22 protein-coding genes are annotated in these 26,044 nt (G+C 45.0%); 9 read left to right on the top strand and 13 right to left on the bottom strand.

The genetic code is table 11. The features are described from left to right. Positions 1–294 precede the first annotated feature (294 nt). The 4 genes from L4D74_RS01915 (at position 295) to L4D74_RS01900 (ending at position 5,199) form a co-directional block, all read left to right on the top strand. On the top strand, positions 295–1,290 hold the full coding sequence (locus L4D74_RS01915; protein WP_428750454.1) for a BMP family lipoprotein: 996 nt from the start codon (positions 295–297) through the stop codon (positions 1,288–1,290). A gap of 233 nt (positions 1,291–1,523) precedes the next feature. After that, on the top strand, positions 1,524–3,110 hold the full coding sequence (locus tag L4D74_RS01910) for an ABC transporter ATP-binding protein (RefSeq protein ID WP_428750453.1): 1,587 nt from the start codon (positions 1,524–1,526) through the stop codon (positions 3,108–3,110). Continuing rightward, positions 3,107–4,231 carry an ABC transporter permease gene (locus tag L4D74_RS01905; protein ID WP_428750452.1) on the top strand — a complete coding sequence of 375 codons (1,125 nt, stop codon included), beginning with the start codon at positions 3,107–3,109 and terminating at the stop codon, positions 4,229–4,231. The genes L4D74_RS01910 and L4D74_RS01905 overlap by 4 nt, the downstream gene beginning before the upstream one ends. A gap of 2 nt (positions 4,232–4,233) precedes the next feature. After that, a complete protein-coding gene (locus L4D74_RS01900) occupies positions 4,234–5,199 on the top strand; it encodes an ABC transporter permease (protein WP_265673735.1) in 966 nt (321 codons plus the stop codon). 100 nt (positions 5,200–5,299) lie between these two features. Here the strand turns inward: L4D74_RS01900 and prfC are convergent, their stop codons facing one another. Next, the gene (gene prfC, locus L4D74_RS01895) at positions 5,300–6,886 is read right to left on the bottom strand and encodes a peptide chain release factor 3 (protein WP_428750451.1); all 1,587 of its coding nucleotides are present in this window, start codon (positions 6,884–6,886) and stop codon (positions 5,300–5,302) included. Positions 6,887–7,226: 340 nt separating this feature from the next. Between prfC and L4D74_RS01890 the strand changes: the two genes are divergently transcribed. Continuing rightward, positions 7,227–8,411 (top strand): MFS transporter, encoded by a 1,185-nt coding sequence (locus L4D74_RS01890; protein ID WP_428750450.1) that lies wholly within the window; start codon positions 7,227–7,229, stop codon positions 8,409–8,411. A gap of 43 nt (positions 8,412–8,454) precedes the next feature. Here the strand turns inward: L4D74_RS01890 and L4D74_RS01885 are convergent, their stop codons facing one another. Continuing rightward, positions 8,455–9,579 carry a BamA/TamA family outer membrane protein gene (locus L4D74_RS01885; protein ID WP_428750449.1) on the bottom strand — a complete coding sequence of 375 codons (1,125 nt, stop codon included), beginning with the start codon at positions 9,577–9,579 and terminating at the stop codon, positions 8,455–8,457. A gap of 495 nt (positions 9,580–10,074) precedes the next feature. Between L4D74_RS01885 and L4D74_RS01880 the strand changes: the two genes are divergently transcribed. Continuing rightward, positions 10,075–11,688: a transmembrane adenylate cyclase gene (locus L4D74_RS01880; protein ID WP_428750448.1), complete on the top strand. Its 1,614-nt coding sequence runs from the start codon at positions 10,075–10,077 to the stop codon at positions 11,686–11,688. Positions 11,689–11,827: 139 nt separating this feature from the next. Here the strand turns inward: L4D74_RS01880 and L4D74_RS01875 are convergent, their stop codons facing one another. From L4D74_RS01875 to ubiT, 7 genes are all read right to left on the bottom strand, one after another. After that, positions 11,828–12,250: a YMGG-like glycine zipper-containing protein gene (locus L4D74_RS01875; protein WP_428750447.1), complete on the bottom strand. Its 423-nt coding sequence runs from the start codon at positions 12,248–12,250 to the stop codon at positions 11,828–11,830. 15 nt (positions 12,251–12,265) lie between these two features. Continuing rightward, positions 12,266–13,033, bottom strand: coding sequence for an SDR family NAD(P)-dependent oxidoreductase (locus tag L4D74_RS01870; RefSeq protein WP_428750446.1), 768 nt, complete (start codon positions 13,031–13,033; stop codon positions 12,266–12,268). A gap of 224 nt (positions 13,034–13,257) precedes the next feature. Then, on the bottom strand, positions 13,258–14,058 hold the full coding sequence (locus tag L4D74_RS01865; protein ID WP_428750445.1) for a hypothetical protein: 801 nt from the start codon (positions 14,056–14,058) through the stop codon (positions 13,258–13,260). A gap of 206 nt (positions 14,059–14,264) precedes the next feature. Beyond that, positions 14,265–14,723, bottom strand: coding sequence for a ribosomal protein S18-alanine N-acetyltransferase (gene rimI / locus L4D74_RS01860; RefSeq protein WP_428750444.1), 459 nt, complete (start codon positions 14,721–14,723; stop codon positions 14,265–14,267). Continuing rightward, entirely contained in the window at positions 14,716–15,144 is a 429-nt protein-coding gene (locus L4D74_RS01855) for a DNA polymerase III subunit psi (RefSeq protein ID WP_428750443.1), read from the bottom strand. Before L4D74_RS01855 ends, rimI begins: the two co-directional genes overlap by 8 nt. Positions 15,145–15,371: 227 nt before the next feature. Continuing rightward, positions 15,372–15,887, bottom strand: coding sequence for a GNAT family N-acetyltransferase (locus tag L4D74_RS01850; protein ID WP_428750442.1), 516 nt, complete (start codon positions 15,885–15,887; stop codon positions 15,372–15,374). Continuing rightward, the gene (ubiT, locus tag L4D74_RS01845; protein ID WP_428750441.1) at positions 15,871–16,398 is read right to left on the bottom strand and encodes a ubiquinone anaerobic biosynthesis accessory factor UbiT; all 528 of its coding nucleotides are present in this window, start codon (positions 16,396–16,398) and stop codon (positions 15,871–15,873) included. The genes L4D74_RS01850 and ubiT overlap by 17 nt, the downstream gene beginning before the upstream one ends. A 179-nt stretch (positions 16,399–16,577) precedes the next feature. Between ubiT and L4D74_RS01840 the strand changes: the two genes are divergently transcribed. The 3 genes from L4D74_RS01840 to L4D74_RS01830 all read left to right on the top strand — a co-directional run bounded on the left by L4D74_RS01840 (position 16,578) and on the right by L4D74_RS01830 (position 20,781). Beyond that, positions 16,578–18,617 (top strand): sensor domain-containing protein, encoded by a 2,040-nt coding sequence (locus tag L4D74_RS01840; protein WP_428750440.1) that lies wholly within the window; start codon positions 16,578–16,580, stop codon positions 18,615–18,617. A gap of 263 nt (positions 18,618–18,880) precedes the next feature. Continuing rightward, a complete protein-coding gene (gene ubiU / locus L4D74_RS01835) occupies positions 18,881–19,894 on the top strand; it encodes a ubiquinone anaerobic biosynthesis protein UbiU (RefSeq protein WP_428750439.1) in 1,014 nt (337 codons plus the stop codon). Between the two features lie 14 nt (positions 19,895–19,908). After that, positions 19,909–20,781, top strand: a complete 873-nt coding sequence (locus L4D74_RS01830; protein ID WP_428750438.1) for a U32 family peptidase — start codon at positions 19,909–19,911, stop codon at positions 20,779–20,781. A 107-nt stretch (positions 20,782–20,888) separates the two neighbouring features. Here the strand turns inward: L4D74_RS01830 and L4D74_RS01825 are convergent, their stop codons facing one another. The 4 genes from L4D74_RS01825 to pnp all read right to left on the bottom strand — a co-directional run bounded on the left by L4D74_RS01825 (position 20,889) and on the right by pnp (position 26,018). Further along, positions 20,889–22,226: an MATE family efflux transporter gene (locus L4D74_RS01825; protein ID WP_428750437.1), complete on the bottom strand. Its 1,338-nt coding sequence runs from the start codon at positions 22,224–22,226 to the stop codon at positions 20,889–20,891. A gap of 46 nt (positions 22,227–22,272) precedes the next feature. Then, positions 22,273–22,683 carry a MarR family winged helix-turn-helix transcriptional regulator gene (locus L4D74_RS01820; RefSeq protein WP_428750436.1) on the bottom strand — a complete coding sequence of 137 codons (411 nt, stop codon included), beginning with the start codon at positions 22,681–22,683 and terminating at the stop codon, positions 22,273–22,275. A 109-nt stretch (positions 22,684–22,792) separates the two neighbouring features. Further along, positions 22,793–23,731, bottom strand: coding sequence for a lipoprotein NlpI (gene nlpI, locus L4D74_RS01815; protein ID WP_265673719.1), 939 nt, complete (start codon positions 23,729–23,731; stop codon positions 22,793–22,795). A 154-nt stretch (positions 23,732–23,885) separates the two neighbouring features. Next, a complete protein-coding gene (pnp, locus tag L4D74_RS01810) occupies positions 23,886–26,018 on the bottom strand; it encodes a polyribonucleotide nucleotidyltransferase (protein ID WP_428750435.1) in 2,133 nt (710 codons plus the stop codon). Positions 26,019–26,044 lie beyond the last annotated feature (26 nt).

Genomic DNA, 26,044 nt, shown 5'->3' with positions numbered 1-26,044 from the left:
AATGAGCAAATGTAATCGATTGCAACCTATTCTACCAAACCCCTTGTTACGCAAAGGATAGCCAATAGTTAGAGTTTTATCACTAAGTTGTGATTCAACACTCATTGCTGTGATAGAAGCGGTTTTTTTTCAACCAAGCAAACGATAAAATGTTTCGCACTGTTTGTAAATTAAACAAAGCATGAGGCTGCGTTATTTACAAACGTTTAATTTCCAGCCTCTAACCACAGCGTTAGCCGGGTCTATTGATTCATCAATGGTCCCCCATTATCTGACACCACAAGGGAACTGAACGTGAAAAAAACTATTCTAAAACTCTCCGCACTTGCAGTGGCGGTCTCGTCTTTCAGCGTATTCGCAGCAAAACCAGCCGTTGTTTATGATACAGCAGGCAAGTTCGACAAATCATTTAATGAAGCCGTTTTTCAAAACGGTGTTAAGCCTTTCAATGCAGACAAAGGCGTCAAAGTACGTGAATTCGAACCCCAAAATGAAGCACAGCGCGAGCAAGGTCTACGCCGCCTTGCCAGCCGCGGTTTCACACCAATCGTTGCAGTAGGCTTCAATATGGCTTCTGCTGTTGAGAAAGTGGCAACAGAGTTCCCTGATATTCAGTTTACTATCATCGATATGGTGGTTGATAAGCCTAATGTTCAGTCTATCGTATTTAAAGAGCATGAGGGTTCTTTCCTTGTGGGTGCATTGGCGGCTAAGGCATCTAAAACTGCAAAAGTTGGTTTTGTAGGCGGAATGGACATTCCACTGATTCGTAAGTTTGAGTGTGGTTATCGTCAAGGCGCCCAATACGCAAACCCTAAAATCGAAACTTTCCAAAATATGACAGGTTCAACACCTGCTGCGTTTGCTGACCCTGCTAAAGGCTCAGAGCTGGCTAAATCTCAATTCTCTAAAGGTGTTGATGTCATCTACGCCGCAGCTGGCGGTACGGGTATGGGTGTTTATCAAGCGGCAAAAGATGGCGGTAAATTCGCTATTGGTGTGGACTCAAACCAAAACCATTTACAGCCAGGTACAATGCTGACGTCTATGGTGAAAAAGGTCGGTGTCGCGGCCTATAACTCATGGGATGAAGCTGAGAAAGGATCATGGGAAGCAGGGATCAAAGTACTTGGCCTTAAAGAAGGCGCTGTTGAATGGGCTTACGATGATAACAACAAAGATCTCATCACACCGGAAATGAAAACCTATCTTGATGAGCTACAAGCGCAAATCATCGCTGGCGATATCAAAGTCCACGATTACATGTCAGACAATACTTGTAATTACTAAGCTCCACAAATCACTAGCATGCACAGCTAGGCTTTCAGCCTAGCGACAATTTTACGCCACTGCTTCAAACACAGTGGCGTATCACACACCCTACACCCCATGGCATAACCATCTTCAATAACGATTATAAAAAATAAAACGACCTATAAAAATTAAAACGATATTTAGGTAATTAGCAGGGAATCATTAGCGGGCACCATTGACGTCGCTAATTAAATATAAGGCAGTATCTCGTGACACAAGGACAATCTATTGCCATCGAACTCAAAGACATCAATAAACGTTTTGGCGCCGTTCATGCCAATCGTGACATTGACCTTCGCGTTCCCAAAGGCACTATTCACGGCATTATCGGTGAAAACGGCGCTGGTAAATCGACTTTAATGAGCATTATCTACGGCTTTTATCATGCCGATGAAGGCTCGATGTGGGTTAATGGCCAGCCATATAAGCCAGCCAACTCACAAGAAGCGATCCGCTCAGGGATTGGTATGGTGCATCAACACTTTATGTTGGTAGAAACCTTCTCAGTACTCGAAAATATTGTACTTGGCGCTGAGGATGGCTGGAAGCTAGAAGAAAGCCTAGGAAAAGCACGTAAAAAGCTCAAAGCACTGGCGAAAGACTACGGTCTTGATGTCCCAATTGATGCTATCGTTGGCGAATTGCCAGTAGGTCTACAGCAACGAGTCGAAATTCTAAAAGCCCTTTATCGTGGAGCCAAAATACTCATTCTTGATGAACCCACAGGGGTATTAACGCCGCAGGAAGCGGATCATCTATTTCGCATTCTAGACAAATTAAGAGCACAAGGTACAACCATCATGATCATCACGCACAAACTGCGTGAAGTCCTCGCAATCACAGACAATATTTCAGTGATGCGTCAAGGGACAATGGTTGAACATGTGGTCACTGCGGACACCAATAAAGAACAATTAGCTGAATTTATGGTGGGTCGTAAAGTTCGCCTAAAAGTAGACAAACACACCTCAACCCCAAAAAAACAGCTGATTACTGTCGACAACCTGCAGTATTTTGATGACGCTGGTGTTGAGCGGGTGAAACGCGTCAGCTTTGGCGTTAGGCAAGGTGAAGTTGTCGGTATTGCTGGAGTGTCTGGGAATGGTCAATCTGAAATTCTCGCCCTCTTATCTGGTATTTTACAACCTCATTCGGGGTCCATACACATTAACAACAGCACCATTGATAAGCTGAACCCACTCAACCCTCAACAAGTCCGAGCGATTGGCGTCGGACATATTCCTGAAGATCGTCATAAACAAGGGCTCATCAATAAATTTGATGCCCAGGAAGCCTACATTCTCGGCTATCACCATCTGCCCCAATACAACAAGGGGTTGTTACAAGACAAGCAAGCGATCAAAGCTCATTGCCAAGCCAGTATGGATAAGTGGGATGTTCGTCCAAACGATACCACATTAAAAACAGCTAACTTTTCTGGAGGAAACCAGCAAAAACTCGTGATTGCTCGTGAAATGGAGCAAAACCCCGATGTCCTGCTCGTAGGGCAACCAACTCGTGGCGTCGATATCGGCGCGATTGAATACATCCACCAGCAGATTATCGCGGCTCGAGATGAGGACAAGGCCGTGCTTTTAGTCTCAGTTGAACTGGACGAGATTCTCAGCCTTGCCGATCGCATTCTAGTGGTCTTTGATGGTGCTATTGTGGGGGAGGTCTCCATTAATGAAGCAGACGAGCAAACACTAGGGTTAATGATGGCCAATATTATGCCGGAACACTTACAGAAAAAAGCAATGACCTCTGGCCAGGAAACACAAGGAGATGTGGCATGAGCCAAGCAAAAGTACCCGCTTGGGTAACCATGGCACTATTGCCAGCCATCAATGTCATGGTCGCCTTTCTCGTGTCTGCGCTGTTATTTATCTATATCGATATCAGCCCAATTGATGCCGCTAAAGTCATGTGGACGGGCGCCTTTGGTTATGCGGAAGGATTTGGCTACACCATGTACTACGCGACGGGCTTTATTTTTACCGGTCTCGCGGTCGCCGTTGCCTTCCACGCTGGGCTTTTTAATATTGGTGGTGAAGGACAGGCCTATATTGGTGGGCTCGGTGTGGGGCTGGTGTGCTTAACGTTGGGTGAATACGCGCCTTGGTATATTACCTTCCCTGTGGCCATTTTAGCGGGCGGGCTGTTTGGTGCCGCTTGGGCGTTTATTCCTGCCTACTTACAAGCGAAACGCGGCTCACACATTGTTATCACCACCATCATGTTTAACTTTATCGCCGCCTCATTCATGGCGTATCTGTTAGTAGAAGTGCTCAAACCAGACAATACCATGGCAACCGAAAGCCGAGTGTTCGCGGTGAGCAGCTGGCTACCTAAAATGCATGAAATCTTGGCGGTATTTGGGATTGATATGGCGCCGAGCCCGATGAACTTAAGCTTTATATTTGCCTTAGTTTGCTGCGCCTTCGTCTGGCTATTTATGTGGCACTCTCGCTGGGGCTATGAAGTTCGCTCGGTCGGCGCTAACCCTTCAGCAGCAGGCTATGCTGGAATCAAATACAGCAAAACCATTATTATCACTATGTTAATCTCCGGCATGCTCGCGGGTTTCTTTGGTCTTAACGTATTACAAGGTGAGCTTCATCAAATAAAGCTTAACTTTGTTGAAGGATTCGGATTTACCGGAATTGCCGTGGCGCTGATGGGGCGTAATCACCCAATTGGTGTTTTGCTGGCGAGCTTGCTGTTCGGTTTTCTCTACCAAGGCGGAGCCGAATTGAGTTTTGAATATGGCGTAGACCGTAACATCGTTGTGGTACTGCAGGGCTTAGTGATCTTATTCTCTGGGGCGCTGGAACACATGTTTAGACCCTCGCTGGAAAGAACCTACCTCAGACTCTTTTCTAAACCTAACCTTAACGCTGAGAAGGGAGTCGCTTAATTATGTTTGAAACGATTATTCTCATGCTAGACGCCACATTACGCGTGGCGACACCGCTGATCCTTGCATCATTGGCTGGAATGTTCTGTGAACGTTCTGGGATAGTGAATATTGCTTTAGAAGGTAAATTACTCGCCGCCGCGTTTGCGGGAGCAGCAACAGCCCATGTTACCGGATCTGCGTGGCTTGGTTTATTCGCTGGGATCGGCGTATCGGTTTTGTTAGCCCTTCTTCACGGCTTTGCGTGTATTACCCATCGCGGCGATCAAGTAGTCAGTGGCATGGCGATCAATATTCTCGCAGCAGGGTTAACTATTACCTTGGGGCGTCATTGGTTCCAGCAAGGCGGTCAAACACCAGCATTATCTGGTGATGCTCGTTTTGCCCCCATTACCTTTCCAGGTGCCGATGCCGTCGCGGATATTCCTGTATTGGGTCACCTTTATTCGGAATTGATTAGTGGGCATTCGATCTTAGTCTACATGGTGGTCTTTATCGTTCCAGCTTGTTGGTACCTACTATTTAGGACGCGCTTTGGACTTCGTCTACGCGCGGTCGGTGAATCCCCCTCAGCTGTCGATACCGCGGGTATTTCCGTAGTACGTACTCGTTACGCTGCCGTCGCCATTTGTGGGGTGCTAGTGGGGATTGGAGGAGTGTATCTCTCCGTTGCTCAAACGGCTCAGTTCATTCCTAACATGAGTGCCGGAAAAGGCTATATGGCACTAGCGGCGCTCATCTTTGGTAAATGGCGCCCGTTTACGGCAATGGGAGCTTGTTTGTTATTTGGTTTCTTAGATGCGTTAGCCATTCGCATGCAGGGCGTCAAAATCGGTGACTTCCCTATTCCGGTTCAAGCCATCGAAGCGATACCTTACATACTCACCGTGTTCCTGTTAGCAGGGTTTATTGGCAAGGCCGTCGCACCAAAAGCGATTGGCGTGCCTTATACAAAAGAACGCGAATAAGATGACAAAAGCGCGCGAGTAAGAGCGCGCTAGCCTATAGGCATAAAAAACAGACATAAAAAAACCGCTCAATGAGCGGTTTTTTGTATCAACAGAATCTTTAGTGTTCGCGTGTTGCACGGAAGGTCACGTCAGGGAAACGCTCTTGCGCTAAGTTCAAGTTAACCATTGTTGGGGCAACATAACTTAGGTTATCTCCACCATCGAGTGCTAAGTTTTGCTGACTCTTACGCTTAAACTCTTCCAGTTTCTTCGCATCACCACACTCAACCCAACGCGCTGTTGCAACGTTGACACTCTCATAGATAGCTTCAACATTGTACTCAGCTTTCAAGCGTGCCACGACGACATCAAACTGCAACACACCCACCGCACCAACGATCAGATCATTATTTTGCAATGGACGGAATACTTGTACAGCGCCTTCTTCAGAAAGCTGGACTAAGCCTTTTAGCAACTGCTTTTGCTTCAGAGGATCACGTAGGCGAATACGACGGAATAATTCCGGTGCAAAGTTTGGAATACCAGAGAACTTCAAATTCTCACCTTGTGTAAAGGTATCACCAATTTGAATCGTACCGTGGTTATGCAGGCCAATGATATCGCCAGCGTACGCTTTCTCTGCGCGAGAACGATCACCCGCCATAAAGGTTACCGCATCCGAAATACTCACATTTTTGCCAGTACGAACATGGTTCATCTTCATGCCTTGGTTATAAGTACCAGACACAATACGCATGAAGGCGATACGGTCGCGGTGTTTCGGATCCATGTTGGCTTGGATCTTAAACACGAAGCCAGAAAACTTCTCTTCCGTTGCTTCAACATCACGCTCATTAGCTTGACGAGTTTGCGGCCCTGGAGCCCACTCAGTTAGGCCGTCTAGCATATGGTCAACACCAAAGTTGCCCAATGCTGTACCAAAGTAAACTGGCGTTAATTCACCGGCAAGGAATAGGTCTAAATCAAACTCAGGACACGCACCAATAACAAGCTCTAGTTCTTCACGCACGCTTTCCGCTAGATCTTCACCAACTGCAACGTCAAGTTCAGGGTTATCAAGCCCCTTAATGATACGAACTTCTTGAATCTCATGACCATGGCCAGATTCGTATAAGATGGTTTCGTCACGGTGAATGTGATACACACCCTTAAACTCTTTACCGCAACCAATTGGCCATGAGATTGGAGCACAAGCCATACCCAGCTCACTTTCCACTTCATCCAAGACTTCCATCGGATCACGAACGTCACGGTCAAGTTTGTTCATAAATGTGACGATAGGCGTGTCACGTAAACGCGTTACTTCCATCAATTTACGCGTACGGTCTTCGACACCTTTTGCCGCGTCAATCACCATCAAGCAAGAATCGACAGCGGTTAATGTACGGTAGGTATCTTCCGAGAAGTCCTCGTGTCCCGGCGTATCTAGAAGGTTAACAAGGCAGTCGTTATATGGAAACTGCATCACCGATGTCGTTACCGAGATGCCACGTTCTTTTTCCATCTCCATCCAGTCAGACTTAGCGTGCTGGTTAGAGCCGCGACCTTTTACAGTACCCGCTTTTTGAATTGCGTTTCCGAACAAAAGTACTTTTTCGGTAATCGTGGTTTTACCCGCATCCGGGTGAGAAATGATCGCAAAAGTTCTGCGTTTAGAAACTTCTTGCTGAAATTGATTTGACATGAATCTCGATCTTCTAGGTTTGTAGAACAGCCCATCGCAAACCCTGCTGACAGTTCACGGCTATTCGAAGGCGTCGAAAAAATAATGGGCGCTATTTTCACCGATCTGGCAGGGTTTCTCAATGAATACTTTCTCAAAGCCTCTATTTGTAAATAAATCTCGCTGAAAAATACGCTGTAACATACCCAACAAAGTAAAGTAACAGCCAGTTATACACTTCACTCAATATTAATTTCCTCACTAATATTGACGATTAAGCGCCAATTGCAGTCGTGATAATCAAGCCACTTTTGTTCAAGTGGTTTTGCTATCACTACTTTATCATTTGAGGAAATGACTTATGAAAGCCTTTAAACCTTGGTACATCGCTCAGATGTCTAACGGGGTCGTTCAGTGGGTCGGCATTGCACTACTTTTAACACCACTCATTATTGAACGCACAGGCAGTGGCGCCTTAATGGGCAGCGTCATGTCACTGCTCGGCCTCTTTGGGATCTCAGCTCCACTTATTGGCTGGGTTGCGGATAAATATAATATTCACCGCCAAATGCAAAAAGCGGCGCTATTTTCGCACCTACTATCGCTAATTTTGCTTTACTACGCACAAGATAATGCTGTTATTTATTTGCTTGTAGGACTGACTATTGGTATCGGTACTGTGTCCCAACTCGTGCTCAATCCAACGTTTGTGCTGAACTCTCTACCAGTAGAACTGCAAACTCGTGGGTTAAGTCGCCTGTACCAATTTCAATTTTTGGGTGTCGTCATTGCGGGTGCGCTGCTCGGTACCGTAAGTTTATTTGGGTGGACAAGTGAGCAACAATTACTATTAATGATGGCCTTGGTCTGTGTGTCGCTTGTTTCCGTGTTTATTGCACCACCACCAAAGATCACGGTCGATACAGAAACACAAAGTGAACAAACCTCCAAAGATAGCAGTACTAAGAATAAAAGCAGCCGAACCGCTATTGCCTTTATTTTCTTTCTCGCTACCGTTTTTGTGTCGATGTTCACCGCCAGCAACCTTATGGAATCAGGCCCTATCATAATTAAAGAGGTGTTCAATGTTGATCTTGGGCATTCTGCCTTCGGATTAGCAGGCTCTGCTGTAGTCACTATTTTGTTGCTGGAACCTGCGGGTAGATTAGCTGAAAAAAGCAGTCCTTATCTTATCTGGATGATTTCACTCGGCTGCTATGCTGTGACCTCTATCGGTTTGTGGCTTGCGGTTGGTAACGATGTTTCCAGCCTGATACCGATTCTGCTAATAGTGCTATTGATGCAAGCCATATCTTGGTTTGATATGGTGATACCAGCAATTGCCGACGAGCTAAGTCCAAGTACCCCAGCACTAACACAAGGCATACTCATGTTCGCTATGGCGCTAGGGTTTGGTGTGGGTACGTATATCGCTGGCCAGTTGATTGATTCTAATGGTTTTGTTGCGGTGGTGGATTATTGCGCCGCAAGTATTATCGCTACGCTTGTGTTGGCTTTCGGCACGCTGATGTTTAAACGTAAGTGACACTAAAATGGGTTGGACTCAGTCCAACCCATTAACTCGATAGCTACAACTGCCAAGCATGGCCAACGGTAATATAATAAGCCCACTCCTCCGGCCCTTTTGCTACATCCACACCTGCTCGCATATTGAGCTGTCGAGCGACTAAGTAACGAAAACCACCGCCCACAACAGATTGATAATCAGCGTCTGAAAAGTCTTGCCCATCATCGATGGCTTTTCCTGTCCCTGTAAAGCCAATTAACGACCATCTTGGTGTAATGTCATAACGTGCTTCGAGTTCCATTAGCGCCATATCATCACCTTGATAGCGCATTGCTGGGATACCTCGCATATTAATAAACGGTCTTGCGTAATAAGGGGCGTCATCAGTGACCGTTTGATAATCACCACGCAAGCCAATCACGACATCATTTAGGATCGGCGCAAAATAGTTGGCCTGCAGTCTGGATTTACGATACGACACATCACCACCAAATGCTTGATCGTGAAAGTCAGTACTGAGTTTCGCTTTGAGGCCATCATTAGGAGTAAAGATAGAATCTCGACTATCGTAGGTCACCTTAAGTTCAACCGCAGCATCTTTGAGGTCAAAATTTATCGGTGGCAGTTGAATCAGATCATTGCCTAAATCGAACGTACTCTTGGAAGAAAGGAGGGAATATTTTGCACCAATAAACCAATCACTCCCCGCGATTCGATAGTCGATATCTTGCATAAAATACAAGCCATCAATATTGAAATCCAAAGGGGCGTCCAGCACATAGTATTTTAAGTTAAAGGATCCATAGAATAGCCCACCTTGGTATCGCCAAGTATCTTCTTGCCAAGACCCAAAGTGAAATGCCCCAGTTAACCATGAGCCATTCGAGGTACCAGCCGCAGCGACCGCCGTCACACTCGGTGGCAAACCTACGACTTCATCTGGGTTTTCTTTTCTTTGTCGTTCGCGCTCTTCCGATTCATGGAAGAACATTAATGCGGCGCCTCCCCCAGTGCCAACTGCTGGGTCGGTGATGATAATCGGGACAGGCATAAATCCCACCGCGTTATCTAGTACCCAAGCACTCGCATCAAACATGCCGTCCTTAGAATCAATAAACTGATCAAAGGCCAATAATGAAGAACTCATGAAAGCACAGCTGATCGCCGTTAATGCTCGTATTTTCACAGACACCTCCGTGTGAATGCTGATATGAACTCATAATAATAGTAAGGCGTATAAGCTACGCGTAAATAGCTCACTAACATCCAATAAAGTCTGTTGATTACCTTACTATAATCAACCGTCACTTATCCCGACAGCCGCGCACTATTTGCTAATTGTTACCTAAAAATGTCAATATTGACAATGAATTACTCATCATCACTCCCCTTTTACTAACGAAGAATTCGAGACTATCCACCAAACCATTCGATTTTTACATATAAAAATCGTTTCTTTTCGCCAAATGTCGACCGAAGTCAGGCTTAAGCTCTTTAAGGAAGTTTTCTCGATAACTGCTAACATTAGAAATAGATTCATTTGGGTTCAGTATTGCTCTATCCATTAGAATTTTAGTTACATTAAAGAGTGCTTTACCTAACAAAACAGTGAACTCATTACTATTTTTAGCGGTCTTATAGTGGCAAAATAGGCAACTCACAAAAGAAGAGAGTCGATACTGTGTCAGAACAAGCTCCACTAGATATTCGCATTGAAGAAAATCAAACCCGAGTGAAAGATCAGCTTAATCGAATTCTTTCAAGTAAGGCGTTTGATCAAAGCCCAAAAATGAAAGAACTGCTGACCTTTGTCGTGGAGCAGACTTTGGCGGGTAATGGCGATCGCTTAAAACAATTTACTATTGCGACTGAAGTGTTCGATCGTGATGCGGAGTTTGATCATCAAGCCGACCCTATTGTGCGTATACAAGCTGGTCGTGTAAGACGCACACTAGAAACTTATTACCTCACCGAAGGGGTGAATGATCCTCTGTTTCTAGCGATCCCTAAAGGCCGCTACAGCCCAGTATTTACGCCACAAACTCCCCAAGCCGTAAGACAAACGGCAACATTAGCTCAAATGGTACGAGACAACCAACGTGCACTAAGCCCAACTATTACAGTGCTGCCTTTTTTATCGTTGTCTGATGACGCTGAAAAACGTTTTTTTGCTGAAGGCTTTGGGGAAGAACTTGCCACCGAGCTAGCACGCTTTGACATGCTCAAAGTCGTTTCTATGCACGCTCTTGGCGATAAGAGTATCGACCCGAGAACCTCTGCCGATGTGAAAGGTTTAGGTGAAGAATTAGGTGTTTCTTTCATTACATCAGGGACCATGCAGGCTCTGGGCAATAAGATTCGCATCTACGCGAAGCTTTACCGTACCGATAGCGGTGAGCAAGTGTGGGCAGAAAAGTACACTTGCGATCTCACTACTGACGACTTATTTGCCGTTCAGGATGAAATCATTGCGGAAGTCGTGGCAGAGCTAGCCTCAAGCTTTGGTATTATTCACCGCGAAATTTATCAAAGTTGCAATCAGAAAAAAATCGAACACCTCTCCACTTATGAAGCAACACTTCGCTACCGTCACTACTTAATGACGCTATCGGAAGACACCCATCAGCAGGCCACGCAAGCCTTGCTGAGCGCCGTAGAACGCGAGCCTTATATCGCCTTGCTGCACGCTATGCTTGCTGTCCTCTATTTCGATGCCGAGATGCTAGGTATGGGGAAAGTAGAGAATGCCGTGGAAACGGGACTTAGCTACGCCAAGCGCGCTGTAGAGCTCGAACCAACAAACCAAGAATCACAGATCGCTATGCTGATGGCACATCAAGTTAAAGAAGATATCAACGGAATCATCGAAACTGTCGATAAAGTCTTAGCCATTAACCCGAATGCCGCTTACCAAATTGGCTTATGTGGGTGGGCGTTATGTATGGCGGGTGAGTTTGAACGTGGACTTAGACTCATTGCCGATTCAAAGGCGCTTAACCCGTTTAGACCACCATGGTTTTCAATCGCAACGGTTATTCATCAGATCATGCAAGATAACTATGATGATGCGGAAAAGTCCGTGAGCAAGCTTTCACTCAGGCGCCTGTTTTGGGTACCTATGCTTAAAGCGATTATTCACGTACAAAAAGGTGAATTTAAGCAGGCTCAGGCCAGCTATAAAGAAATGCTACAACTTCGCCCCGACTTTGAAGGTAACGAAGCTCGTTATTTAGGCGCCTTTATAGCCAGCCCTGAGATTAAAAATAAGCTATTAACGTCGCTAGCTCGACTGTAGCATCATCGGTTTACACTATGTGCTAACAGCACAGTAGCCAAATAAAAAAGAGAGCAGATGCTCTCTTTTTTATACATGGGATCAACTCACTCATATTGAGAGCTTACATTTAGCGCGCTCACAGAGAGGTGACCGCTATTTAATCGTAAAGTGCATCATCGTAGTCATCATACTCGTCATCCAAATACTCTTCTTCTAGGTATTCTTCCTCGATGATTTCTTCTTCTATGTACTCTTCAGCAATGTATTCTTCCGCAATATACTCTTCCGCTATTATTTCATCTTCAACAATAACGTCTGTCGCCACTTCACAAGCGCCTTCATAGTAAGCGCCATCAACAGCCCCTCCCACCGCGCCCGCACCGCCACCAATAATAGCACCAGCCTTCGCCCCTTGAGAGCCATCAACAATGCCGCCGACAACCGCGCCTGTTATTGCACCATCAACTGCACCTACTATCGCACCCTCGGCAGTTTGATCGCAGTAATACGCAAAACTTGGCGCGCTAAGCAGCGAGACTAATACTGCACACAGCATGATAATATTCAATTTTTCTTTCATTACATCTTATTCCTATTATTGGGCGAGTTGGTTATAGGCTTCAATACTCATTCCAGCACTAAACCCACCATCGACACCTACAGCTTGACCATTAACAAAGCTACTATCTTGTGACGCAAGAAAGTGGACAACAGCTGCCACCTCTTCTGGCTGACCTATACGACCAAGCGGCACGGCTCGTTGCTCCATTCGCAGCTGAGGCTCACCGCCTGCTGCGTGCGCTCTTGGCGTATCCACGGAAGTTGGACACACCGCATTGACACGTATTTGTTTGCTGCCTAATTCCAATGCCGCCGTTTTGGTGATCCCCAAAACAGCCCACTTAGATCCTGCAAGTGCGCCTAAGTAGGGAACACCCGATGTCCCCGCTACTGAGGCAACGTTAATAATGCTGGAATGCAAAGGCATATAGGGCACGGCATGTTTAATGGCCAGTGCGGTACCTAAAGCATTCACTGAATAATTCGCGTCGTATTCGGTCTTTTTAGATTCCATGATCGTGCTATAGCCATTAGTAGAACCAGCACAGTTTACCAACACATCAATGCGCCCAAAGCGCTCAAAGGTAATCGCCATTAATTCACTAAGAGAAACCTCATCAGTGACATCAACATCGATATATAACGCCTCTAGACGTTCAACTTTAGACGCTACCGCATCCAATCCAGCAATGACCAAACGTCCTCCCGCGGCATGCAATCGTTTTGCTGTCGCCTCACCAATGCCAGATGTACCACCGATGATGACAATTATTTTATCTTCCAAGTGAAATGGCATTACCATAGATACTTCCTCTCGTGAGCGTGTAGTCAGTCAAATTAAATAGTACCTAAGTAAATAGCTAAATCGCAGTTACAAACTTGGATCGATCCAGTAACACAGAATAAAATTAGAAAAGCGATGCGGAAGGGAATATAAGGCTTCCATGCCCTATTTAGACGAGAGAACATCCAGCAACGGGGCCGTTACGGAGTACTCATCATTGAGTCATTATTTATCTATCACACTTAAAAGAACCACGTCGCACCGATGCGAACTTCACGGTTACCATCTAAGTGCTTCATGCGAGATTCTCCACCCGCTTTAAAGAAATGTTCAGAATAGGTCAAGTTACCCCAAACACTGCCATCTGATGACAACGGGACACCGCCTTCCATCATCATTTCCAGTGACTGTTCATTTTGACCAAAGGAGTTTTGGTAATTAGCGTACTGAGGGTTAACCGTAATGTACGACCCTTTATCTGTCAGATAAAAAGAGTTAAACCAGTTAGCTTGCCAGCCGTCGCCAGACTTGCCGTTGTCGTACGAGTTACGCATAACCGCTACGTTAGGATAAGAAACCCAAGATTCAAATGGGGTGATGACTTTAGCAACGGCACCCACGGCAACGGTATTGTTGACACCAGCATCTTTCGCTACCCAGTTGCTAGCATAATCGATATAGTCTAGCGAGAAACCAATCTCAGGTAACAACTCAAAACCCGTCGCATGGACTTGGAAATAACGAGCACGGACACGAGACATACCGAAGTCCGAAGACTTGCCATTCTTTTTATCAGCGTCAACGTTGGTTTGAAAATCACCCTCTAACTGCGCAAGAAAACCGATCTCTTCAGTATAAGACCCAGCCATATTTAGCTGCAGGCGAGTTAAACCATCTTTGCCCTTGGCACCAGAATCTACTTTCAAATAGGTTTGCGGGCGAGTCACATCAGCAGGATCGTTGCTTTGCTCTTCTTGGGCATGGGCCGAGAAGGTAAGGGTACTTAATACACTCAGAGAGAGAATTGAAAATCGCTTCATCATTTGTTCCCATTATTGTCAATAACTAATGGGAAGTATGAAGACTAAGTAGAAAAATCGAAGTAACTCAGGGTAATGTAACCTATTGGAACCTTCGGCAATATGGCACTCTATCAATCTAGGATTAACATGGTTGGCACAGCGTCATAAGGGAGGGATAAAATAAACACCGAGCACAGTAACGCCCCTGCTCGGCTTGCAAACTAACACTACATACCAAACATGAAGTAATAGCTCATGATGATACCATCTTCACGGCCCGCTTCTGTTGGGTAATAATCCTTGCGACGATCGACTTCATTAAAGCCTTCATCTAAATACAGTTTTATCGCTGATAGATTGCTTTCTCTGACTTCAAGCCATGCACTTTCCGCTTCGCAACTCTGGCATTGGTCGAGAAAATGCCCTAATAATGCGCGGCCATAGCCTTTACGTTGGTGATTTGGACCGATAGCGATATTCAGTAACGATACTTCACCGACAATATTTTGGGCATAAAAGTAGCCGACGACTTGTCCATCAACCAGCATGACGCTATTTTGCGCGCCTCGCCCGTTTATTTCTTCAATCATGGACACTTTCCATGGATGAGAGTGCGCTTGTAACTCAATAGCGAGTACCGCCGCTACATGCTCTTGAGCAAGCGGAGCAAATTCTAAATTACGCATAAGAACGGATCTGATTCCAAAGGGCTCGTCTCTCTGCATCATTACCATCAATACTCGATAGTAAAGGAGAGACCAATTGATTACATTGAATTGAACGTTGTGCTAGCAATTGCTGATAACATTCTTTTTCGTGCTCTGCACCGGAAAACCATAACCACTTAGGCAACGATGACGTGTCTAAATAGATCAGTTGTTCAGGATATATATGCTGCGTGTTCACTACCTCAAGCTTCATTGCTTTAAGGATTTTCTGGTAAAACAGCGCCGTTTCATTTTTAGGCTGAATGGGAGAAATAAACAGCAACTCACAACCTTCTGGCAAGCTAAGCTTTTGCTCGGGTAAAATCGTGAGCCGTTCCGGGTGAGCAAGTGCCCAACTTTGGATACCCATCAATTGCAGCTTTACGTTATCTCTTAGCATGATGTCATACCATTATCTGACGCCACCGTATACACAACTTAGTCTGTCATCGGGCGATGCAAAAGGAAGGAACGAAGTTTAGCAAAGCTGCTAACAATCACCAAACGTAAATACGCGACTCACCTAACTGTGATGACTCGCGTATTTCACTTAATGGCAACACTCGTCAGATCTAATCTAGATTAACTCAATCCAACATAAAGATAGTAATCTTAACCAGCGGCAAATTATAACTCGTTAAACTCTGAGCAGTATTCCACCAGACCTTTACCAGCTGGGAAAAGATCCTTAAGCGACGCTTCTGTCAATGAACGGGCTTGAAATGCGCCTTCTGGTACTTCCCACTGGCATTCTAAATCGTATACCGCTGCTGATTGAAAACCAAATTTCCCATAGAAATCTGGATCGCCGAGTACCACACAGGCGGGGTAGCCTAGTTCAGGCAACGTTTCAAAAGCTTCTTTTAGCAGCGCTCTTGCAATTCCTTGACCTTGATAACCCTCACTCACTGCTAATGGTGCTAACCCTTGCCAAGCATAGTCTTCACCATCTACCGTGACTGGCGTAAACAAGACATGGCCGACTACTTCACCCTCATCGGTACACGCCACTAATGAAAGCGTTAACTTACTGTTCTCTCTTAGAGACATCACTAAGTTAGCTTCTGCTTCACTTTCAAAGACAGATTTTAGCAACCGATCAATAGTCAAAATATCAGATGGTGCTTCAGTTCGAATAAGCATGGGACACCTCACTACGGTTGGCTGGTGATTGTGTGCCTTTGTAAACAAAATCGGCCAGATGGTTCAATGCGCTTAGCATCGCTTTAGGTAACGCATCAAGATCGACGCTATCCATCAAATTTTTCACTTCAAGCCCTAACTCCGTATCCCCTTCGATACTGAGTCGACGTTGGAAAAATAATGTATCCGGGTCTTCTTTTCTGCCTGCGATAAGAACTAAATCATTTAGGTTGCCACTAAAACTCACATCCTCAGCCTGAGGTTGCTCTGCAACAAGCAACTTTTCATTCTCGTAGGAAATATACCAACTGAGGTTTAGATCACGAATATGAACTTTTAACCACTTTCCTTCAAGAAATTCAAAGTCACCATCTTCAAGTGATTCTTTAAAAACGGTTTTTAGTGCTTCAGACAATGCCATATTTTGAAACTTCGTTGGCAAAAAATGGACTGGAGATCGCAAAATTTGTGCTGCGTTTTTAACTAGTTGACTTCGAATCTTGTCTAACACGCGGTTTTTCCGTTAATTTATGCTTCAATTGCCTCATAATACGATATTCGAACAAAAAAAATCCTGTTATGTGTCAAATATTTCTAGCTTTGGACTCTCCCCTTTTCTAACTGATTAATCACGGTTATAGTGTGGGGGTTACTGATATATAAGCTCTTCGGAGAACTGGTAGTACATTGATGTCATCCAAATCGTTAAAGGAATACTTCGCCAAGCTCACGTCCAATAGCCCTTTCTTTTTTGCTATTTTGGATGACGAACACCAATACTGTATGGTCAATGATCGGTATTGTGATGTTGCAGGACTGACCCATAGTGATCTGGTCGGCATGAACGATCAACAAATTCTAGGGGAGCGGTTTTATTGCCAACTTAAGCCTTATTACGATCGTGCATTATCTGGTGAGTCCATCGAAGCAGAGGTTACCCTCGATGAATCTGATGTAGAGTCGAGTCTGCATTTTAGCGTTTCACCTATTTCTGTCGATGGTGTCATCGAAAATATCGTATTCCACGCCATTGATACCTCAGAAAAACAGATACTCACACGCTCACTAGAAGAATCTGAAAGCAAATTTCTCAAGCTATCGCGACTGATCCCCGATGGACTGTTGCTAGTTGAAGATGATTGCATCTTATCAGCTAACCCTGCAGCGGCGCGCTTGTTTGGCTATTCTTCTCCAACCGATTTATTAAGCGAACCCCTTAGTCGACTCCTGGTCGACGAACACAGCAAAGCACCCGTCAGTTTAAATCTAAATTCGACGATTGATAGTAAGCCACTTCATTTCAGAACGAGCGATTACTGTGGTACGCAACGCCGTTTGGTATTGCATGTGGATGACGCGAATCTCTTTGGTAACTGTGCGCATCTGATCCTCATCCAAGACATGGATGAAAAGCCAAAACCCGTTTCGAAAGATAGCCATGAAGATGTCAATATTGATGCGCTGACCAAGCTCTACAATCGACTTGGTTTTACTCGCTGTCTCGATCACTTTATCGAAAAGAAAACGCCATTGATCATGCTCTATCTTGATCTGGACAACTTTAAGAACATTAACGACTCATTGGGGCATCATATTGGTGACCGAGTGATTCAAGAGGTATCAACAAGGCTAAAGCGCCACCTTCCTCAAAAAACCGTTCTGGCTCACCTTGGCGGCGATGAATTCGGCATAATTTTACCAGAGCCCGAAGGCAGTAGTGCCGCGGATATGCTCGCAGAAAAAATCATTGAACTCATTAACCAACCTTTTGACTTACACCACTTTAGTAAACGGCTAGCCTGCTCCATTGGCAGCGTCACATACCCCAATGATGGGCATGACCCGCGAATCTTGCTGCAAAATGCCGATACCGCCATGTATGAAGCGAAAGCTCGCGGTCGAAATAGATTGATTAAATTCAACGATCAAATGAACAAAGAAGCACGCATGCGACTTTGGCTAGAGATCGAGCTGCAAAAAGCTTTAGCGCAAAACGGGTTAGAAGTCTGGTATCAACCAAAAGTTAATGCCCGTGATTTTAGTATCAATGGTGCCGAGGCGTTGGTTCGCTGGAAGCATCCTGTCGAAGGCTATATTAGCCCCGCCTCTTTTATCCCGGTAGCCGAACAAGCGGGTCTTATTGAGCACCTTGGTCGCGTGGTCATGCGCGATGTTTTCAATACCGTAAAACGCTGGAAGCTACAGGGAATCTTGCCGGGTCGAGTTGCGATTAACTTATCGCCAGAGCAATTTGGCAATCCTAAGCTCATTGACTACATGGAAAGGCTGCTGCATACCACTGGGCTCGATCCAAGCTGCATTACCTTTGAGCTGACAGAAAGCGCCGTAATGAGCAACAGTGAACATACCTTGCAGATGCTTGATGCGATCAAGCGTTTAGGGTTTGCCTTGTCAATTGATGACTTTGGCACGGGCTACTCCTCGCTTTCTTATCTTGCCCACTTCCCTATTGATGAGCTCAAAATAGACCGAGCGTTCATTATGGATATTGATACGCTGCCCAAACAACTTACCGTGATTGAGAACATCATTAACCTCGGTAAGTCATTAAACCTATCCGTTGTGGCGGAAGGGGTAGAAACTCGCCATCAAGCGACGTTGCTCTCTAATCTTAATTGCCACTCTATCCAAGGGTTCCACTTCCACCGACCGCAACCTAAACATGAAGTCGAAGCCCTGTTTGCTCAAAATCGACGTCATCGTAATTAAACCATCATTGTACTAGTGCCAAGTCGGTGAGCACTAGTACTGTCAAACTCAAATGCTGTGGCGAATGCATTGCTCACCTTATTTCGCGGCTTTAATCACCAAGCCTCACCCCATTCTGCTCAATCTATTGTTATTTGCCCTGTGAGTTTACCTCTTTGGTGTTAATTGCATGTTTATTAATGTAAACCTGCCTCACATCAAATTGGCCGTTCATCTTTCTTCATAAAATGCCCGCCTATATAGGATAAACTGGTATTGAGCTTATGGAACTCTTATGCCCAGCAGGTAACCTACCTGCGCTTAAAACGGCAATAGATTGCGGCGCAGACGCGGTGTACATTGGATTTAAAGATGACACGAACGCTCGCCACTTTGCAGGATTAAACTTCACCGGAAAAAAACTAGAACGCGCGGTGCAATATGTTCATGATCGCAATAAAAAAATCCACATCGCATTAAACACGTTTGCCCACCCTGATGGGTTTGAGCGTTGGACTAATGCCGTCGATCAAGCGGCTGAACTTGGCGTCGATGCCCTGATCGTTGCGGATATTGCGGTGCTCGATTACGCCGCTACCAAGTACCCTGATTTAGAGCTGCACCTATCAGTTCAAGCGTCAGCAACCAATACGGCGGCTGTCGACTTTTATCACCAAAACTTCAATGTTAAACGCGTGGTATTGCCACGCGTGCTATCTATCCACCAAGTTAAACAGCTGTCGAGAAACATCACTTCAGATGTAGAGCTTGAAGTGTTCGCATTTGGCAGTTTATGCATCATGGCTGAAGGCCGATGCTACTTATCTTCATACTTAACGGGTGAATCGCCAAATACGGTTGGGGCATGCTCTCCAGCAAAATATGTTCGTTGGCAAGAAACCGAGACGGGCTTAGAGTCTCGCTTAAACGATATACTCATTGATCGCTATGCCGCAGGCGAAAACGCTGGCTACCCAACCTTATGTAAGGGTCGATTTGAGGCCAATATCGATGGTGAGAGAAAGCGTTATCATGCGCTTGAAGAGCCGACCAGCTTAAACACATTATCGATGCTTCCCGATCTCTTTGCTGCCAATGTGTCTTCAGTGAAAATTGAAGGCCGACAACGTAGTCCTGCTTATGTGGAACAAGTCACTCGAACGTGGCGCGAAGCCATCGATCTTTATCAACGCGATCCACAGCAGTACCAAGTCAAACAAGCTTGGGATCAAGCCCTAGCCAATGTCTCAGAAGGGACACAAACCACTCTCGGCGCGTACCATCGCAAGTGGCAATAATCAGAGGTTAATTGATGAAATATGCACTCGGGCCACTACTCTATTTCTGGCCAAAACAAGATGTAGAAAGCTTTTATGAACAAGCAAAATCCAGTTCAGCCGATATCATTTATCTTGGGGAAACCGTCTGTTCAAAACGCCGAGAGATGAAGGCTGCACACTGGCTTGATATGGCTAAGTCACTGTCTCAATCGGGTAAGCAAGTCGTGATATCCACCATGGCACTGTTGGAAGCACCCAGTGAAGTCAACATCATGAAGAAGTACATCGACAACGGTGACTTTGCGATTGAAGCTAATGATGTATCGGCTATTCAGCTTGCCAGCCAAAATAAAGTGCCGTTTGTTGTCGGCCCGGCGGTGAATACCTACAACGCTCGTACCCTCAAGCTTTTTGTAGAGCAAGGTATGACACGCTGGTGCATGCCGGTTGAATTGTCTCGCGAATGGTTGGTGAATACCTTAAATCAGGCCGATGACATTGGTATTCGTAATCAATTTGAAGTCGAAGTATTTAGCCATGGTTATATTCCTTTGGCTTATTCAGCACGCTGTTTTACGGCGAGAGCTGAGAATCGCGCCAAAGATGATTGCGAAACCTGCTGTATAAAATACCCGACGGGGCTACAAGTAGAGAGCCAAGAAGGTCAATCTGTCTTTAACCTTAACGGCATTCAAACGCAATCGGGCTACGAGTACAACCTTATCAACGACCTTCAGTCTATGAAGGGGTTGGTCGACGTAGTTCGTCTTAGTCCCATTGGCTTGGATACGTTTTCAGAAGTTGAACGCTTCCGAGCTAATGAGAATGGCAGTAATCCAGCAAGCCACTTAGATCGTCAATGTAATGGCTACTGGCACCAGATTGCAGGACTTAACGTCCAATAAACCGCATGATGCGCTTGTCCTAATCACAAGCGCATCATATTACCTTAAGCTTGATGCCTACCTAGGCAGAACATATAGCTCACTTTTATGTGTGTTTATACCTAACGTTACGCCATTACTGGGGTTGCATGGTCTTCACGCAACAGCTTTACATCCTGCCACATCATATACACAACGACGATAGCCAGCGCCACATTAGAAATTGGATAAGCAATCCATATACCCGTCACACCCCAAATCTTAGGCAGCACATAAAGAAACGGCAGTTGTACTAACATGTTACCTAAGGTGACAAATAGCGCTTTTTTACTCTTGTTGATAGCCTGATAATACGCGGCAGCGACAACTAAGAAGCCATCTAGAAACATAGAAAACAAATGCAATCGAATCCCTAGAACCGTGTTGTCGACTAACTCTGTATCCCCGGAGTTAAAAATAGAGACGACTTCAAGAGGATACAGATTCAGCAGCGTGACAAACGCCACCCCACCTGCGACAGCACTTATCATCGCCACTTTAAATAATTTACGCATATTGTCTTTACGACCAGCGCCAAAATTGTAGCTAAGTAATGGTTGCATCGCGTTTGCTATACCTTCCACAATTAAGTAGTAAAAGGTAATGATATAGCCAAGAATTGCATACGCTCCTATCAGAACTACCGAGCCATAATCAGCAAATAACTTATTATGTATCGCTATCATAAATGAGCTATATGCGAACATAAAAAAGCTGGCGAGACCAATGGAGAGCATTGGTGGAACAACGCTATATTGAAACTTAAAGTCTTTCAGCGTTAAACGCATATTGGCACGGCTAGAGAAAAAGTAAGCCACGCCTAGAATAGTCACTACTGCCTGAGCAATCGCAGTGGCTAAAGCAGCGCCAGTGAGCTCCCACGCTAGAACCGCAATGAACAAATAGTCTAGAGCAATATTAATCACGGCACCGAGAATCATGAGCAACGTGGCAATGTTTGGACTGTCGTCATTACGTAGTAAGAAAGGAACCGCAATCGATCCCAACGAAAAGACACTACCAATGATTAGTACATCCAAATACTGGATGCCAAGCTCCAACATACGTCCCTGCGCACCTTGAATTTGCAGCGCGTAATCAGAGAAATTCCAAAGTACCACTGCAACCACAGGTCCTAAACCAAGCAATAACATCAAGCCCGTCGCCAATGTTTTCTTAGCCGACTCGATATTTCCTTCACCTTGTTTTATTGATGACAGCGCCCCCGCACCAACACCAATCATCATGCCAATACCTAAGATCACACTGATCACTGGCCACACAACATTAATTCCAGCTAATCCCTCGCTGCCCATGTACTGCCCGATAAAAATACCATCGACTACCTGATAAAGGCCATTGACCAGCATGGCTGCAATCGTTGGGATAGCATAACGCCAAAACTGGCGATAAATAGATTGTTGCATTTTTCACTCTCACTTTAGTTATTCAAGCTAACTAAATAGACAAATTTTAAGATAGCGCTTTGCTTAATAATTGATTTAGTTGATCCGACTCTGAATCATCTAACTTCGTCCTTAGCTTAGTCGCGACTATGGCATAAATATGAGCTTCACTACTTAGTGGTACTCGCGACTTCTCCGTCAGCCGTACTCGCTTCGAGCGAGCATCTTCCAAGCACGCAATCCGTTCAACTAAGCCTTTCCGTTCCAAGCGTTTCACCATATTGGTGGCAGAAGGCTTAGACACATCAAGTTCATTGGCTAAGTCAGTTAAACGAATGGGTTCAGCCGAACTCTGGATTGCTTTCAGGTAGTCATATTCATTGAAACTTAGATGACCTAATGGATCTTCTTTACTATTGGTTCGCCATACTCGTGATGTTAACCGCTCTAGTTTCTCTATACTTGCTTCAATAGACATTCATACGACCCATTAATTAGCCAGGCTAACTAGTTTAAATGAATTGAAATAAAATCTCAAGATACAAAAAAACCAGCCATATAGGCTGGTTTTTAGTATAAAAAGAAAACTACTCGGCACTGTCAGACTGAAGTTTCGCCTCTTCAGCCAGCTTTTGTTTTTCTTTTTCAACCTGTTGCGCTCTAGCAATCTCAAATATTTTCGTTAACTCCAAAAACGCATACTTGTGTTCCGCGTAATCATAAACATTTTGAGCTATCGCCAATTTATACAAAGATACTGCTGCTGGGTAATCTCCATCGATTTGATGACGCTTGGCTAAATAGAAATACACTTCAGTCAATCGTTCAGCAAGTACATTGTTATCTCTGCTGCTTGCTAGTACGGCTTTAAAGGCTTGCTCTTCCGTCACTTTATCTAGCATCAATGCAACAAGGATCCAACCCCACTCGTTATTGGCACTCTGATAGCGCTTTTCTAAGGCAATTCCCGCATCCATCGGCCCTACTTCACGGGAAATGATATACAGCCAAAGCGCACGATAAGGATCAGATGGCGCTTCATTATAATATGACGTCATTCCTTCAATCGCTAAAGGAAAACGGTCTCCATAATATAATGCAATAGAACGGTTACGTAATGCGTAAGAGTTTGCCGCATCTAACTCTAAGCTTGAATCAAAGGCTTCATAGGCGGAGTCGAAATCACCAATTTGAGTAAAGTACTGACCGACTTGGTTAAACACCACTGACTGTGCTGGGTTTAACTGCAGGGATTGATTAAAATCGAGCTGAGCAAGATCGCGTAAACCTAAGCTGTTGTAGTATGAACCTCGCTCAAAGTGCATTTTTGCACGTACATCATTCTCGAGATCACTGCGCTGTAGGAGCTGAGTTAATCGGGCCACTTGCACTTCATACTGAACATTGGCTTGTAAAGGAACGGCCATTGGCGGGTTTAACCACTGTAAGTCATCTTTCGATGAATTAGAGGCACAACCTGTCACGGCAACAACTAAACCTAATCCTAAAATTCGAAACCACTTCACTATAAATATCTCCTTGAACCTGATGCAATAAGACGATCAATTTAAATCATTGATCATTAAGTCTTAGCAGGTATTTTCCTTCGCGCATAAAAAAGAGGGGTCACTGACCCCTCTTTATAACACGCTTTCTCACATAATGTGCGAATTACGCAAATTATTCTGCGCTAGGCGCCGCATTGCCAGCTTCAGGAGCCGCTGGAGTTTCTAGCGCTTCCTTCATGCTTAGACGTACACGGCCTTGGCGGTCGATTTCAAGTACTTTAACTTGAACTTCTTGACCTTCTTTTAGGTAGTCCGTCACTTTCTCAACACGCTCGTTAGCGATTTGAGAGATGTGTACTAGACCATCTTTACCAGGAAGGATTGTCACGAATGCACCGAAGTCAGCAAGACGTGCAACTTTACCAGCGTAGATACGACCCACTTCTACTTCAGCAGTAATTTCTTCGATACGACGAATCGCTTCTTTCGCAGCAGCACCTTCAGTTGCTGCAATTTTGATAGTACCGTCGTCTTCGATTTCGATTGTAGTGCCAGTTTCTTCCGTAAGAGCACGGATAACAGCGCCACCTTTACCGATAACGTCTTTGATCTTCTCAGAGCTGATTTTCATCGTGTGAATACGAGGAGCAAACTCAGAGATATCTTCACGAGCACCAGAAATCGCTTCATCCATAACTGTTAGGATGTGCTTACGTGCACCTTGCGCTTGGTTAAGTGCAATTTGCATGATTTCTTTAGTGATACCTTCGATCTTGATGTCCATTTGAAGTGCAGTGATACCGTCGTTAGTACCTGCTACTTTAAAGTCCATGTCGCCTAGGTGATCTTCGTCGCCAAGAATGTCAGAAAGAACAACAAAGTCGTCGCCTTCTTTCACTAGACCCATTGCGATACCCGCAACAGACGCTTTAATTGGTACACCAGCATCCATAAGTGCTAGAGAAGTACCACATACAGAAGCCATTGAAGAGGAACCGTTAGATTCTGTGATTTCCGATACAACACGCACTGTGTATGGGAATTCTTCTACTGAAGGCATCACTGCTGCAATACCACGCTTCGCCAGTTTACCGTGACCAATTTCACGACGCTTAGGAGAACCAACAAAGCCAGTCTCACCTACACAGTATGGAGGGAAGTTGTAGTGTAGAAGGAAGTTGTCTTTCTTCTCACCCATTAGGCTATCGATGATTTGTGCATCACGCTGTGTACCAAGCGTTGCAGTAACAAGTGCTTGAGTCTCACCACGAGTGAATAGAGAAGAACCGTGAGTACGTGGAAGTACACCAGTACGTACATCAAGTGCACGAACCATGTCTTTTTCACGACCATCAATACGTGGGTTACCTGCAATAATGCGGCTACGTACAACGTTTTTCTCTAGAGAACCTAGCATGCCGCGAATTTCGCGCTCATCAAGTTCTTCGTTTTCAGCAAGAAGCGTTGCAACTACGTCATTCTTAATTGCGCCTACTTGATCGTAACGCGCCATTTTTTCTGTGATTTGGTAAGCATCTGAAAGACGAGTTTCAGCAAGCTCAGCCACTTTTGCTTTTAGCTCAGTGTTTACTTCAGGTGCAGTCCAATCCCAAGAAGGCGTCGCAACTTCAGCAGCAAACTCGTTGATCGCTTTGATAACAACTTGTTGTTGATCGTGACCGTAAACTACAGCAGAAAGCATTTCTTCTTCAGATAGGTTATCTGCTTCAGATTCAACCATTAGTACTGCGCCTTCTGTACCAGACACAACTAGGTCCAGTTTAGAGTTTTCAAGCTCAGCATTTGAAGGGTTAAGTACAAGCTCACCATCAATGTGGCCAACACGTGCCGCACCGATAGGGCCATTGAAAGGAACGCCAGCAATAGCAAGTGCTGCAGAAGTACCAATCATTGTGATCATGTCAGGGTTTACGTCTGGGTTGATAGAAACAACCGTTGCGATAACCTGAACTTCGTTTTTAAACGCACTTGGGAATAGTGGACGGATTGGACGGTCGATAAGACGAGCCGTTAGCGTTTCCGCTTCAGAAGGACGGCCTTCACGCTTAAAGAAACCACCTGGGATTTTACCTGCAGCGTAAGTACGCTCTTGGTAGTTAACTGTAAGTGGGAAGAAGTCTTGACCCGCTACCGCTTCTTTTTTAGCGACAACTGATACGAATACTGATGTGTCATCCATTGTTGCCATTACAGCAGCAGTTGCTTGACGAGCGATAACGCCTGTTTCTAGCGTTACAGTGTGGTTGCCGTATTGAAACGACTTAACAACTGGTTTTTCGAACATTGTATTTCCTTTTATCTAGAACCAAC

Source organism: Vibrio cionasavignyae (genome assembly GCF_050337155.1).
Classification (GTDB): Bacteria; Pseudomonadota; Gammaproteobacteria; order Enterobacterales; family Vibrionaceae; genus Vibrio; species Vibrio nomapromontoriensis.
Note: the sequence above shows the minus strand (reverse complement) of the source record. Positions and strands in the feature narration are given on the sequence as shown.